This is a genomic window from Clostridium sp. AF29-8BH (assembly GCF_003478145.1).
GTDB lineage: Bacteria > Bacillota > Clostridia > Lachnospirales > Lachnospiraceae > Otoolea > Otoolea fessa.
The window spans coordinates 65,388-79,909 of the sequence record NZ_QUEL01000012.1; the positions used below are offsets into that span (position 1 = coordinate 65,388).

General features: G+C 41.3%; 15 protein-coding genes. All 15 read right to left on the reverse strand.

What is annotated here, in order from left to right; translation table 11 throughout:
• Positions 1-11: 11 nt before the first annotated feature.
• A complete protein-coding gene (gene pheS, locus DWZ16_RS08975; protein ID WP_022359088.1) occupies positions 12-1,055 on the reverse strand; it encodes a phenylalanine--tRNA ligase subunit alpha in 1,044 nt (347 codons plus the stop codon).
• 16 nt (positions 1,056-1,071) lie between these two features.
• A complete protein-coding gene (locus DWZ16_RS15350; RefSeq protein ID WP_147353411.1) occupies positions 1,072-1,284 on the reverse strand; it encodes a hypothetical protein in 213 nt (70 codons plus the stop codon).
• A gap of 926 nt (positions 1,285-2,210) precedes the next feature.
• Positions 2,211-3,359 carry a beta-aspartyl-peptidase gene (gene iadA, locus DWZ16_RS08985; protein WP_107000542.1) on the reverse strand — a complete coding sequence of 383 codons (1,149 nt, stop codon included), beginning with the start codon at positions 3,357-3,359 and terminating at the stop codon, positions 2,211-2,213.
• A gap of 86 nt (positions 3,360-3,445) precedes the next feature.
• A complete protein-coding gene (gene yfcC, locus DWZ16_RS08990) occupies positions 3,446-4,966 on the reverse strand; it encodes a putative basic amino acid antiporter YfcC (RefSeq protein ID WP_117796202.1) in 1,521 nt (506 codons plus the stop codon).
• Positions 4,967-5,133: 167 nt separating this feature from the next.
• Positions 5,134-5,256: a hypothetical protein gene (locus DWZ16_RS16810; RefSeq protein WP_270252467.1), complete on the reverse strand. Its 123-nt coding sequence runs from the start codon at positions 5,254-5,256 to the stop codon at positions 5,134-5,136.
• 19 nt (positions 5,257-5,275) lie between these two features.
• Complete coding sequence (locus DWZ16_RS08995) at positions 5,276-5,539, reverse strand: acylphosphatase (protein WP_182426641.1); 264 nt, start codon at positions 5,537-5,539, stop codon at positions 5,276-5,278.
• A gap of 3 nt (positions 5,540-5,542) precedes the next feature.
• Complete coding sequence (locus DWZ16_RS09000) at positions 5,543-6,517, reverse strand: Gfo/Idh/MocA family protein (RefSeq protein ID WP_118522644.1); 975 nt, start codon at positions 6,515-6,517, stop codon at positions 5,543-5,545.
• Between the two features lie 25 nt (positions 6,518-6,542).
• Positions 6,543-7,577, reverse strand: coding sequence for an alcohol dehydrogenase (locus DWZ16_RS09005; protein ID WP_118522645.1), 1,035 nt, complete (start codon positions 7,575-7,577; stop codon positions 6,543-6,545).
• A 21-nt stretch (positions 7,578-7,598) separates the two neighbouring features.
• A complete protein-coding gene (locus DWZ16_RS09010) occupies positions 7,599-7,955 on the reverse strand; it encodes a hypothetical protein (RefSeq protein ID WP_118468211.1) in 357 nt (118 codons plus the stop codon).
• Positions 7,956-8,250: 295 nt separating this feature from the next.
• A complete protein-coding gene (tnpB, locus tag DWZ16_RS09015) occupies positions 8,251-8,610 on the reverse strand; it encodes an IS66 family insertion sequence element accessory protein TnpB (RefSeq protein WP_118522646.1) in 360 nt (119 codons plus the stop codon).
• 1,006 nt (positions 8,611-9,616) lie between these two features.
• Entirely contained in the window at positions 9,617-11,386 is a 1,770-nt protein-coding gene (locus DWZ16_RS09025) for a metallophosphoesterase (protein ID WP_118522648.1), read from the reverse strand.
• Between the two features lie 109 nt (positions 11,387-11,495).
• A complete protein-coding gene (locus tag DWZ16_RS09030) occupies positions 11,496-12,296 on the reverse strand; it encodes a DUF4116 domain-containing protein (protein ID WP_118522649.1) in 801 nt (266 codons plus the stop codon).
• 181 nt (positions 12,297-12,477) lie between these two features.
• Entirely contained in the window at positions 12,478-13,770 is a 1,293-nt protein-coding gene (locus DWZ16_RS09035; protein WP_118522650.1) for a plasmid recombination protein, read from the reverse strand.
• A 129-nt stretch (positions 13,771-13,899) separates the two neighbouring features.
• On the reverse strand, positions 13,900-14,178 hold the full coding sequence (locus tag DWZ16_RS09040) for a hypothetical protein (RefSeq protein WP_242853974.1): 279 nt from the start codon (positions 14,176-14,178) through the stop codon (positions 13,900-13,902).
• A 71-nt stretch (positions 14,179-14,249) separates the two neighbouring features.
• Positions 14,250-14,483: a hypothetical protein gene (locus DWZ16_RS09045; RefSeq protein ID WP_055168133.1), complete on the reverse strand. Its 234-nt coding sequence runs from the start codon at positions 14,481-14,483 to the stop codon at positions 14,250-14,252.
• Positions 14,484-14,522 lie beyond the last annotated feature (39 nt).

The following is a 14,522-nucleotide window of genomic DNA, read 5'->3' on the forward strand; positions in this document are numbered from 1 at the left end:
TCCTGTCCTGATCAGTCATCGATCTGATCCAGCACACGCAGATCAGACTCAAAAAGCATCTTGATGTTGTTGATGCCGTATTTCAGCATTGCGATACGCTCCAGACCCAATCCGAATGCGAATCCACTATATTTATTGGAATCAATGCCGCAGTTTTCCAGTACCTTCTTATTTACCACACCAGCGCCGAGAACCTCGATCCAGCCTGTTTCCTTGCACAGACGGCAGCCCTTGCCGCCGCACTGGAAGCAGCTTACATCGACCTCAACAGACGGCTCCGTGAACGGGAAATAGGACGGACGAAGTCTCGTTTTTGTCTGCTCACCGAAAATTCTCTGAACAAACATATCCAGCATACCCTTTAAATCACACAGGGTGATGCCCTCATCAACAACCAGACCTTCCATCTGGCTGAACATCGGAGAATGGGTCGCATCATCGTCAGAACGGAATACCTTACCCGGGGAAACAACCTTGATCGGCGGTTTTTTCGCTTCCATAACATGAACTTGTCCAGCCGATGTCTGGGTACGGAGCAAGAATTCCGGAGACAGATAGAATGTATCCTGCATATCGCGCGCCGGATGATCCTGCGGTGTATTTAAAGCTGTAAAGTTATAATAATCCGTCTCGATCTCGGTTCCCTCATATACCTCAAATCCCATAGAGGTAAAGATATCCGTCAGCTGATTGCGGACCGTCGTAACTGGATGCAGATTACCGTAACGGATTTTAACCGGCGGCATCGTGATATCAATCTTCTCCGATTCATAGCGCTGCTGCTGCTCTTTCTCTTTTAATTTCTGATCCAGCTCGTCAAAGAAATTGTTTGCCCACTCCTTGGCGCCGTTGATAGTCTTACCAAATTCCGCTTTCTGGTCATTGGCAACATTGCGCATTTCTTTCATCAGCAGACCAATTCTGCCCTGCTTATTATCCAGAAAGGTCTTCTTAAACTCATAGACACTCTTGGAAGTCGTCAGAGCATCCGCACCCTGGCGGATTTCCTCTTTGATCGCAGTGATCACTTCATTCAGTTCTTTTAAATCCTGCATGATTTCTCTCCTTCTATTACTTTTGTTGCTTTTTATCTTGATATTGCTTTAACTTGTGGACACGAATTTGTGCATAAAGGATGTTCTCTGGCACATTCGGGCGTCTCGCGCGGTTGCTTGCGACATGACATAAAAAAATCCCTTCGCACAAAACGTGCAAAGGGACGATCATATCTATACCGCGGTACCACCCAGCTTCCTGTCGGCAGGTCATTTTTTCGTCTGCCACAGACACTTTCCGGTATGTAACGTACACCAGACGGCAATGCCTACTCTAAATTTCAGCAATGCAGCTCCCGTGGGAAATTCGGATATCTGTCTGAACGGAAAAAGGCTCACAGCCGCTGACCTCTTCTCTCTGACCGGAAACAGTATCTTATAGAACACGATCATAGCTTTTGGTTTGTTTGGTTTGATTGATTTCATGTATGCAATCTGTTTATTATTTTAGGCATGTTGGTGGGAAATGTCAAGGGATTTCTTTCCTTGATATTTTCATTGATATTTTCATCTTGGTATTTTCAAATTATAAGAAATTTTACTTACTGCAAGCATTTTGCAAGCACAAAGCCCAGAAACCTCTAAAAAAGCAGATGTTTCAGTTTGAAAACTTCCGTGTAAGGAAGCTCACTGCAATCAATGCCCTAAATTTTTATATTACCCTGTGCATGGCATTTCTGGTACATATGTCCATGAAATCAGAAACGCATGCCCTGAAGGTTGCAATCATACAGAAAGCAGACCCTATAAAAGAAAAAATCCATTTCAGCTATTATCGGCTGGCTAAAGGTATCTCAGGCATACTGTCGTATGTAAAAGAAGGGATCAGGCTATGGTTTCGGACAAAACGTCCGATATACCGTCAACTTTGCCTTAAGCTGGTCGCTTAAATAGATAAAAGAATAACTCTCCCAAGTAGTGAAAGGAATCATCCATTTATTATTTATCTCCTTCTTCTATCATATAGAATAATTATAATTCAAACATTTAGAATTGTTATTATATTTGTGGTGTATGTCAACAACTTTTTTTCTTTTTAATTCTACCAGCAGACAGCATCTCTTTTTATGCGAGGTTATCATTTTATCAACTGTATAAGCACGCAAAAAAGCACCAGCCAACTAAGTGACTGATGCTTCTCACATCTGATATCCTTTATTTTTTATAAACTGTATTCCCTTTTGCAATCACTTCAACAAGCTGAAGTTCCTGGTCGAGAATACAAAGATCCGCATCATAGCCTTCTTCAACCTTACCTTTTCCCTTAAGACAAAGAATATCTGCTGGATTCGATGTAATTGTAGAAATTGCTATTTCTAAAGGAATTTCTGTTTTAAATACACATTCCTTTACTTCCTTCAGAAGGCAGCTGGACTGTCCAACTCCCATTCCAAGGAATTTGCCATCACTACTGTACATCGGAAGGCTTCCCTGCCCGTCAGAAGAAATTGTTATGCGGTCAGGATTTACTCCTGCATCTAACATCCGTTTGATACCATTACATACACGTACCTCATCACAGATAGTTTCCCAATAGTCAATATCTTCATTTCCAGTAAAGTCTACTGCTCCGCCTTTCAGTGCATACTCAATCGACTTGCCAAAAAGCATCTCATTTCGATTGATATGTGTTGGCAGTATTTGAGTTGCCGGTATCTCTGTCTCATCGACTACTCGTTCAATCAGATCTAAGCATCTCGGACTATCGCCCAGATGAACATTTACAATGCCAGCTTTCCCGGAAAGAACACCACCAAGCCTTGTATCCGCAATGACACGTGCAAATTCCTCGAAAGTCGGCTGTGAAGAACGATGATCAGAGATCGCGATTTCTCCCGTTCCAATGATTTCCTGAATCATCATAATATCTTTCACAATACTGTCAGTCAACGTGCGGACCGGAATCTGATAACTTCCGGTATAACAGTATGCAGACATTCCCTGCTCATTCAATCCTTTTGTCTTTGCAACCAGTGCACACATATCACGACCGATTCCATCTGTTCCAAGGCAGCCAACAACGGTTGTCACTCCAAACTTCGTAAGTCCTTCCATGGTTGCTTCCGGAGTACGATTGGCGAATCCGCCTTCGCCACCGCCTCCGAGTACATGAACATGACTATCAATGAATCCCGGAGTTAAAAGTAGCCCCTCTCCATTGATCCTTTCTGCCTCAGAAAGAAATCCGTCTGCGGATATAGAACCCGCATCTTTAATCTTAACAATCTTATCATTGATTATAAGTACATCTTTTTTCCCCAGATGCTGTGGCGCATAAACATCAATATTCTGAATTAATTTCATCACAAATCACTCCCACTGAGACAAATTTGCTATTACTCGCCACCAAAAGAGGTGGGAGTCTTCTCGACTGAGATAAAATACATATTTTAGAATCCAATTCCAACTGCAACAAGAACTGTAATGATTGCACCAATCATTAAGACACCAAGGAATTTCCACATGAATTTAATCCAGTTAGACCACTCAATCTTTGCAATTGCAAGAGATCCAATCAAGCATCCGGATGTAGGAACAATCAGGTTTGTAAATGCATCACCAAGCTGGAATGCAACTACAGCTGTCTGACGCGAAACACCTAACAGGTCTGACAGCGGAGCCATGATCGGCATTGTGATGGCAGCCTGTCCTGTTCCGGATACAACGAAGAAGTTAAATACGGACTGGAACAGATACATAAGTACGGCTGCAACTGCTCCGGAAACTCCAGACAATGCATTTGAAATATTATACATAATTGTATTAATAACTGTAGGTGTTGTCGGATCAGAACCACCAAGAACCTGCATGATTCCCTGTGCCATAGCAACGACAAGGGCAGCACCGATCAGGTCTTTTGCTCCATCTTTGAAAGATGTTGCAATATCATTCAGTTTCATATCATTCAGTTTAAAGATAACTCCAAACACACCGGAAACAATTCCCATAATAAAGAACTGTGTTGCAATCTCCGGCATGTAGTATCCCTGAGTCATAACTCCCCAAACTACCCATACTACTGTAACAGCCAGTGTCAGAAGGACTAAAATGTGTCCAAGACCAAATGAATGTCCTTCGTCAATTCCTGTTGTTTCATTCTGCTCACGGAAATATGAATCCGTCTTATATGCGATTGAGATTGTCGGATTCTTTTTAATCTTTGATGCATAGAACATAGTCATTCCACAGCCGAGTGCTGTAAATACGACCCACATTACCATACGGAATCCTGCACCGGAGAATACGTCAATACCTGCAATACCCTGTGCAATGCCTACAGAGAACGGATTCATCCAAGATGAACCGAAACCAATCTGTGTGGCAACATAAGTAACAAGAACTGCGATAACTGAATCATATCCAACTGCTACAAACAACGGACAAAGAATCATAGTAAACGGAAGCGCTTCTTCTCCCATTCCGAAAACTGCTCCACCAAGAGAAAACAGTACGAAAAGTATCGGAATCAGTAGTTTTTCTGCTCCCTTGGCCTTACGGATCAATCCGATCAATCCAGATTCAATCGCACCTGTACGGATCATGATACCAAATGCACCACCTACTACCATAAGGAATGCGATTATCTCGATTGCAGAACTATTTACGATTCCGTTATACATATAGTTGAAGAATCCTGTTCCACCATCTCCGCTAAAGAGTGCTACTCCTTCTGTTACTACATTTCCTGCATCATCTGTCAGATACTGGAAACTTCCGTCCTTGATTACTGTACGGGTTTTCTCAACACCATTGATCATATATGAAATATCCTGTGTTTCGTAAAATCCCTTTGGTACAAGAAATGTCAGAAGTGCTGCGATAACGACTACTAAAAAGATAATAATGTAGGTATCTGGCACTTGGAATCCCTTGTTAAAGGACTTTAGCCCTTTTTCTTCTTTTTGGCTCATTTTTGAGTCTCCTTCCCATTTTTTGATATACCATATTAGTCTACCATAGAATGCTAAAAAGCCAACTAAAAATTTACATGTTTTTTGTCATTTTCCTGTATTTTTATACACAAAAAAATGGAATTGGCTCTGGTAATGCAAATCATGACCACTGGCTTAGCCAGTGATTAGACTGTGCCTTCCGGAACCTGCGGAAAGGCCAGATCCTCAATCGTGCCATACTGAAGAGCCGCATTTCTCTCTTCCTCTGCCCAAAGTTTGCTTGGATGATTGGAAAAATTGATAAACATAGTAACATCCCCCTCGTTTTTATCTTATCTTAAATCCCCGTTCTTCTTCACAGGGAATCTCTGTGATCTCCATATCCGCCACGTTGATCCATCTCTGTTGCTGAATCCGATCTAACATTTCCCGAATGGAAGCTTCGCTTCCCTGCACTTCCATCTCCACTCTTCCGTCCCACAGGTTCTCCACCCAGCCGGCCAGGCCAAGGGACTGGGCGATATAAAAGGAGCGGTAGCGGAAGCCGACGCCCTGGACATCACCTGAAAAAAAGATGTGTTTTCGTACCATAATTTACATCTCCTCCGGATACTGAAATCCCCATTCTTTTCTGAATTCCGTCATCATATCCATCACATCTTTTGTATAATCCAAATGCATGCATTCTGCATCCCCACGGATGGCTTTCTCCATATCCGCCAGCTCATAGGCCAGCGCATCTGCATGCTCACCGGTCTGAATCATTTCCGTTTCTCCGGAATCTGTATAGGTGATTCTCGCTTCCCAGGCTCTCGGATATTCCATGATTTCTATATATCCCTTTTCACAGGATACCATGCCTCTTTTCGGCTGCTTGGAATGCAGCGACAACATGACAGATGCCATCTGGCCTTCCTGATTCATCAGCAGCAATCCTGCCTGTTCATCCACTCCTGTAGGTGCCGGTTTTACCTGGGATAAAAGCTGATCCGGCTTGGAATCCATAAACCACCGAATAAAGGAAAGCGCGTACACCCCGATATCCAGCATGGCACCTCCTGCCAGGTTTTTATTAAAAAAGCGGTTGTTCATATCATATTCTTTGAAGCTTCCAAAATTCATAGTGATCAGATTCACCTTTCCAAGTTTCCCTGACTCAAGAATCTCTTTAAGCTTTTTATAAATCGGCATATGATAAATCGTCATGGCCTCACCTATGACAACACCCTTTTTATCCGCCAGAGCAATTGCCTCATCCAGTTCCCGGCTGTTTAAGGTGATAGATTTTTCGACCAGAATGTGCTTTCCATTCTCAATTGCCCTGCGCATAAAATTAATATGGGTATTATGGGGAGTTGTGATATAGATTACATCAATATCCGGGTCTGTAAACATGTCATTATAATTATCATATACCTTTTTTATCCCATATTTTTCTGCAAATGCAACCGCTTTCTCATGGGTTCTGTTACCCACCGCATCGATGTTTCGCCCGTTTTTCTTTAAGGCCACGGCCATTTCATTTGCAATCACTCCGGTTCCAAGAACTGCCCATCTGATGTTCTGCATGTATCTCTTACCTTTCTTTATCCAACTAGCACTCCACCGCTACCTTAATCACTCCATCTTTCTTGTTCTCAAAAAGCTCGTATGCATCTTCGATCCGGCTAAGCGGATAGGTATGGGTAATAAGCGGTTCCGTATCGATCTTGCCCTCTGCAATGAGGCGAAGCGTCTCCTCACAGTCGCATCCATCTACACCGCCGGTTTTAAAGGTAAGATTCTTGCCATACATATCCGGAAGCGGCAGCGTCTGGGCTTCGTCATAGAGCGCTACCACTGTGACGATTGCATTAGGCCTTGCACATTCCCAGGCTAACCGGAAAGTAGAAGGGGCTCCTGCCACCTCAAGGACTACATCGGCTCCGCCATGATCACTGTTTTTCTGAACATATTCCAGACATTCCTCCGGTAAAACGGTGTATACATCCGGATAGTGCTCCTTTATAAAGCGGACGCGGTTTTCATCTTTCTCGCAGACAATGATTCGTTTCGGTTTCTTTAACATTACGCATAGAAGGGTACAAATACCCGTCGGACCGGCACCGATGATCAGAACCGTATCTTCCTCCGTGATCTCAGAGATTCTCGCCGCCCAATAGCCGGTCGCCAGCACATCTCCCACAAACAGTGCCTGCCGGTCCGTCACTCCATCCGGAATCTTATTTAATCCCTGATCTGCAAATGGAACCCGCACATATTCGGCCTGTCCGCCATCGATACGGCATCCCAGGGCCCAGCCGCCATTCTCGTCCGTACAGTTATTTACATATCCATTTTTACAGAAAAAGCATTCACCGCAGAAGGTCTCTACGTTTACAGTGACCCTGTCCCCCGGCTTCACATGGGTCACCGCTGCCCCAACTTCTTTCACAATTCCTACCATCTCATGGCCGACTGTAATTCCAGGGACCGCCCGCGGCACACTTCCGTGTTTGATATGCAGATCACTGGAACAGATGCTGGCCAGTGTTACCTTTACAATCGCATCCCGTTCGTGCATAAGCACCGGTTTTGGTTTTTCCACTAATTCAAACTTTCCCTTAGAAATATATGTATATGCCTGCATTGCTTAACCCCCTTCTTTCTATTATTCATACTGAATCCTATTATAGGCGAAACCTGGGGTTATTAGCAAGATTTGCCGTAAAAAACATGCTTCTGCTTCATTGAAACATTCCGCGTACATGATGGCTAGTTCCAACTGCTGGCAGGCTCCGGTATCATATGTCATTTTTTCAGAAGAACGTCCAAAGCGAGTTGCCTGCGCAAGGTTCCATTTTTCAAGGATCACCTGCATCTGCTGGTTTGTCCGTTTCAACTCATCCGTAAGAACAGCCAGCTGGCTACGTAATTCTTTTTCCTGCTCCATGCTTTCAAGCAAGAGCTGCAGGATATCTTTTTTATTCAGTTTTGCCAGCTGTTCTTTTGATAACGCAAGTGCCACACGGACGATCAGTCTCCTTCGCTTTTATGGATCCAGTATAACAGAAGAAGCGAAAAAACACAAAAATCAGACCGATATCTTTTCGGTATTTTGACGGTGGAAAACTCCTGCTCCAAAAGCAGTTCTTTCTGTAGAGAATACCTTCCAGGCTGCCTGAAAACAGGTGGATCCGGCTTACTTTTCATGTGGCAGAGAAGACTGTCCACAATTCATGTTAAGCGGATAAAAAACAGAACTTTTTATCCCCATACAGGCTTTCGAATCAAACAGAAAACTTCTCTGTTTTGTTCAAAAGTCACACTGGATATTTTGGATCGATCTTATGGACAGATGGATCTATGGAGTATCCGCTCATGAGCAGATGATACTGCTCCGAAGTGATGTTACGGGCTTCCGCTTCCGATCGGGGCCATTGAAAAGTTCCCACCTCCAGCCGCTTATAAATAAGCAGGAAGCCGTCTTCCTCCCAGACCAGCCCTTTGATCTTCCGGTTACTGGAACCACAGAAGAGAAACAGGTCTCCAGCGTGAAAAGGATCCAGTTGAAACTTTTGTTTCACCAACGTTGACAGGCCATCGATGCCTTTACGGAGATCGGTCTTCCCGACAAAAACATAGACATGATAGAAACGTGAAATATCCGCATCATTGAGCATGGGCGGTCACCTCAATGATCATGGACAAGGTATCCCTTTGAATGGAAATAGGAATCTCAAGCTGCATTCCGCAAAATTTGAGCGTTAACATTTCATTTGGATCAGCTGTTACAGACCTCTGCACAGGGAACTGCTTTGGCTGCGTTACTTCAATAAAGCCGCTTTCTACAAGCAGGGCCTCTTTCACTTTGCGGAGCCAGTAATAATAAGAGTCTCATGAAAGCTGATGCTGTGCACAATAATCTTTGACAAACAGACCAGATTCGTTGCGCTCCTGAATAATAGCAGCCCAGTTTTTTACACGGATCTGTGCTGTGTCAAGTTTGGTGTTCATAATTGACCTCCTAGTGTGAAAAATGGGAAAAGTGTATTGTACAACTTTTCCAACATTATCTCAAACTTGGAGGTGTAGTTCTAGAGATGTGTGGTTTACCATTTACGGTCGAAATGTTCCAAGACAAACTCAAACCAGATAAATAAGCACGACAAAAGCCCTTAGCTATGAGTTTTATACCCACAGCTAAGGGCTTTTTAGATAAATATGAATTTATTTGTTGCACAACCACCTGTCAATCATTCTCTAACCCTAAAACCACTGGATTACAAGAATAATGGCTCTCATGCAACCGTTATCAAATTGTTATCAAAAGACTTTTAAAAGTGCTGCAAACCCGCATAAATACTGGGTTCTTAAAGCATTTCAAATTATTCAAACTCGGCGTGTCCCTCGTTGTTATTAACTGTATTTGTTTAAGTTTTATGCAAATACACACCGATTTTTACTTCGATTACATCATTTATTCTGGCTTGCTGATTTTCTGTTGCCAAAATGTTGCCACGCCTTTATTATAGCAAATCTTCGCAGATTGACAATACATTTTTGAAATGTTACGCAATAGAAGCCCGTTTTCGAGGATATAGGTATAAAGTATCACACCCTCTCCCACAGCGTTTGAAATTCCTTACAAAACAAGCATTTCAGAATGTCTAAAACGTAACATTACCATTAAATACTCTTTTCATCAATCATTAGTCTGTCATCTACAATTTCGTCAATTTTGTTCGATTGTTTAATCCTATTTACAAAATCGTAATTGAGTAATTCTTCATTCCAAAGACGTACAATATTTTTCTCCGCACAATACTGTAAACTTTTTATAATTCGAGAAATTTTATATAGATAACCTCCCTCATCATACATGGAATCTTCATTTTCCCATTCTTCCATCTGCCCCGAATACTGAATAGTCGGTAAATTATGCACAGATTCTTTTTCAAGCCTCAAATAATTATTAGCCATTAACTTGCAACTATCATGTGCTTGCAGTAAAGCCTTAAAATCTTTGTATACAATTCTTGATTTTACATCATAAGCAAAATATGGTGTCACTTTCCCATCTATCGGATTAACAAACAAATGACAATATGAAAATCCTTCTAATTCATTAGGTCTTTCTACATCAACAATGCAACCATGTATCTTTCCAGAACCGCCAAGATGTTTGATAAATTCGGAAATTCTCTGTTGACCTCCCACGTACCTGTATAGTAGTTGATTTACATTTTCCACATATTTTTTGAGGTTATCATAATAATAAGCTAAATCCTCTATCCTATTTCGTCCTAATCTCCCCAACTTTCCACCATTCATAAGATATAGTGATTTTCCTCTTGAACGTTTGGAGTATTCACAGTATATCAAAAATAAATATATACTATTTCTTTTTAGCATATAAATTGTTCCATCTTCCCTTTTAAATGACATGGAAACCAATTTCCCTCTGTTAAAATCAATATACTGCTCCCGTGTTATTTCATGTATTCCGTCTTGATAATAAGCAAATATATCATAATTATTATCACAATAGAAATATTTTAACCCAATATTCTTTGTTCTATATCCAATTTGGTTATCAGCATATATAGTTCTTCTATCGCTCACTTCATAAAAGTTTTGGTGATTGTGCCCATTCAAATATATCCAATACGGATTATGTGGTTCAGTATTCCAGTCTCCTTTTTTGACGTGTGTAAGGACAATAACTCTGCTTTTGCCTAAGCTTTTTAATATTTTGGTGTATATCGTATTAAAACGAATTGCCTCTTGTATATCTTTCCTCAAAGCTGCTTCTCTTGATAATTCATCAAAACTTTTCCCATATCGAATATTTGAGGCATTGAATTTTTCATTTAAACCACTAAATCCTATTCCACCCAAAATAATGACCGAACAACATTGAGACTTGCTCCTTATTTCTTCTTCACTCATTTTCAATATTTCTACTTCACTGAATATCTCACATTTTTTCCTATCTTCTACACACATTAAATCATTTTGTAAAAATATTATACCTAAATCATCAAAAAATTTCCTATATATTTCTATATTATCTTCCATGTCAATACAAGGATCCCATAATTCGTGATTACCAGGCACAACCACTATCTGATTTGGATTCCACCACTGTATAAGTTCGTTATAAAAAATAGCGGCAAACTCAAAAATAGATGAAGTATCTCCTGCAATCAGCAAATAGCTATTATATGGCCTGGTTCCAATGGAAGAAACCATACTTCTTGCTAAATACTTTATATATGAGCGTATTTCTTCTTTTGTTGCCTTATCCTTAAATTTATTGCAAACTCGATGTGCTAAGTGAATGTCACTAATATAAAAAAACGGAATATGACTAATATCAAATCGCTCATGTTCATCATCATCTATAGGTTTGGGATAACAAAATTCATTAGGTATCATAATCTCATTACTTCCCATAAATTCATCTGAATCTGTTTCCAAAATCTTTTTAATAGATGAAAAATATGTCCCGTCATATAATCCTTGTAATTGCAATATTTCACTATTGATAGTAGCACCATCAATATTATAATTGCTTTAAATCTATTCCTTTAAAATCAAATTTTCTTAATTCTGCATCAAAAAGATCTCCATCTAAAAAGCTATAAAACTTGTCAAAGTCTCCAAATTCCATCACAACACAATATGATTCTTCTATCATCTCATTTTCATCAAATATTGAGGCATGTTGTCCACATACAACCTTAATTTTTACACAAAATTTTCCTTCTTCGGAATTATAATACTTGTGTATAAAATGTAATTTTCCTTTCGTTTTTTGATAGTTCAGAATATCATCAGCAATTTTTATCTGCTCTGGCATATACTGTGCAACAGAAAAATCTTCTTCCATACAACTTATACAAAACGCCCTCACATCTGGGCGGTTAGGCATATACATTAACCATTTAGAATTATGCTCTACAACCTTTTTAATTAAATCAATTTCTGTGTTATTGTCAAACAATTCATATCTTTTTTCTCGTGATACATATGATAAAGTACTTACATCTTTTTTAATAGCATTTATACAAATTCTCAATGTCCTAAAATTCTCTGGTACATTATTCAAAAGTTCCGGGTCTGCCTCAACTGCCAATTCGCACATTTTCCTCGTAATAAATTGACTAGGAACATACCGAAATGCCTGTCCATCCTTTTTTACCGCTGCTAAGCACATTTTTGAATCCAAACATTTTCTGGACACAAATTGTAAAGCTAAAGGATTCTGTCTAATAGCCATTTTGCAAATATCTATCGTTTGTTCCTTTTTAGGAATCTTTTTTAGTAACATACCATCCTTTTTTAATTCCTTTGTAATATCCATTCTCCCTTAACCTTTCTTCAGCCTTTATATTTTAATTATAACTTCTTCGTTTGAAAGAGTAAATGGAAATAGCAAATCCCCACCAGCCAGTCAAGAGTAAATTAACGGCTACGCCACTCTTGACTAACTGGCGGGGATTCGCTTCATGCAGCTAAGAGGTCTTTAAGCAGCCCTCCGCCTGTCAGTGGGCTTCCCGATTATGTTTTCTCCTTGCAGCCCGTTTCTGCTCGGCTTCTATCTGTTCCTGCTGCTTTACCCGGTCAATCACAGCATTAACCTGTTCAGAGCCGACCACAGCTTTTATACGCCCAAAATCTTCCACCACTATCCTCAATTCCCGGTTTTCCTCCAAAACTTCTTCCAGCCTGTTTGTCAGTCGCTCGTTTCCGCTCCGTTCCCTGTTATACGCCGCTTGCAGCTTTGTAAACTTATTTGAAATATCCAGATATGCCGAATAAACGGAGCGCATAACTTGTACAATTTTCTTTACCAGCGGTTTTGCTTTCTTTTCCCGATACGACTTTGCAAATTCCATAACCGCCGCTTCTGGAAGCGTCTGCTCCGGATCTGCGGAAAAGTCTGCCGCCAGCTTTTCCATGTTCTTTACCATAGGAGCAAGTTCATTCATGCGCTTCTGATATTTGTCCGCCTGTTTCTGTGCTTTCTCTGCTTCCTGCCGGGACTCCTGCAAATCTTCCTGTAAGGAACGAATCTCATCATCAACCTGTAACAACTGTTCATGCAAATCTTCGTTGATTTCTTGAAAAGTAGCGTTTTCTTCCTGCAATTCCGCTTTTTTCGTTTCCAGTTCTGCAACTTCCTTTGCCCGCTCCTTTTTTTCAAAATCCAAGACAGATAAATGCTTTTCATGTGTGCCTTTCTTCTCCCACTCAATCCCATGTTCCAGCATGACAGCGGCAAGCTGTTCTTTCTCATAAGCCACCCACTGATTTAATTCCGTTTCCCGTCTTGCGCCGCCTTTAAATCCGAGAGCAGATAACGCCTGTTTCAAAGAAACTCTTGTATCAAGTCCCCGCTTGCTTCCTGTCGTATACGGTACAAAATCTATATGCAAGTGGGGCGTTGCTTCGTCCATATGAAGATAGGCACTGAACACCCTCAACGTAGGATTTCGTTGCTGAAAGTCCTGCATATATTTATCCAACACTTTTACCGCAAGCTGTCCGTTCTCCGTTTTCGCTCCCATGTTGTCCTTATCCCCGATTTGCAGGATAATCTCATGGAATGGTTTTTCCTGCTTGCCGGAACAGATTTTCCCATAATAATCATCAATCCGGCGGTCACTTCTAGTCTGCTTCTCATTGTACCGGGCGAGTGCTTCATCAAACAATTCGTGATATACGTCCTTAATATTTTCGTTGCAGTATTCCACGTTCAGACAGCTTCTTTCCGGGTCAGTATTCTTTGCATGAAATTTTCTGCTGTTATGGTTGACAGAGCCTTTTCCTGTCATAAAGCTGATTGTTCGCTTCAATCAATATCCTTTCTCCCTGTTCGGGTAATCAGCGCCGGATACGGCGCATAAGCTTTGTTACTTTCGCCGAAAGTAACGCAAAAGCACTTTTGACAGCCGTTCCGTCCATCAAAAGCTGCCTTTGCGCTCTGCCGAGGGCTTTTCCGTCCTACGGACGGGCGGCTGTTCCCGCCGCTTTGCTTCCGCCATAGCTTTTCGGATAGCCGAAAGTACGTTTTCTACTGTACATTCCTCCCACCCACACAGCCATACCAGCGTCCGCATTTCTGCCGCAGTCAGTTCCACATCTCCAAAGATTTCATTGAATGCGGCAATCCTACGGGCTTCATTTTCGTAAAAATATTTGTTCACGTTCCGGGTTCCCCATTCCGGCTGAATTATCATCAAATCACACCTTTCTCGTTATCTGCTATCCACAGGAGCGTGACACGCTCCTGTCTGTTATCATCAAAGGAAAACTACCAGCGGAAGCTATCCGGCACTCCACGTTTTTCCAGATATTCCTGTCTGGCATTTTCCCGTTCTTCCTGTGTGGGCGCAGTCTTATATTTCGCATATAATTCATGGCGCACCAGAGAATCCAATTTCTGCTCCAATCCCTGCCGGATTTCATTCAGACAATCATCATCTTCCATTAGATGATAGCGGAGCAGAGATACAAACAATTCATAAGGAATTTGCACGTTTTTCATCACTTAATCCTTTCTGCGTCGGTTTGCGTCGATAGCGTC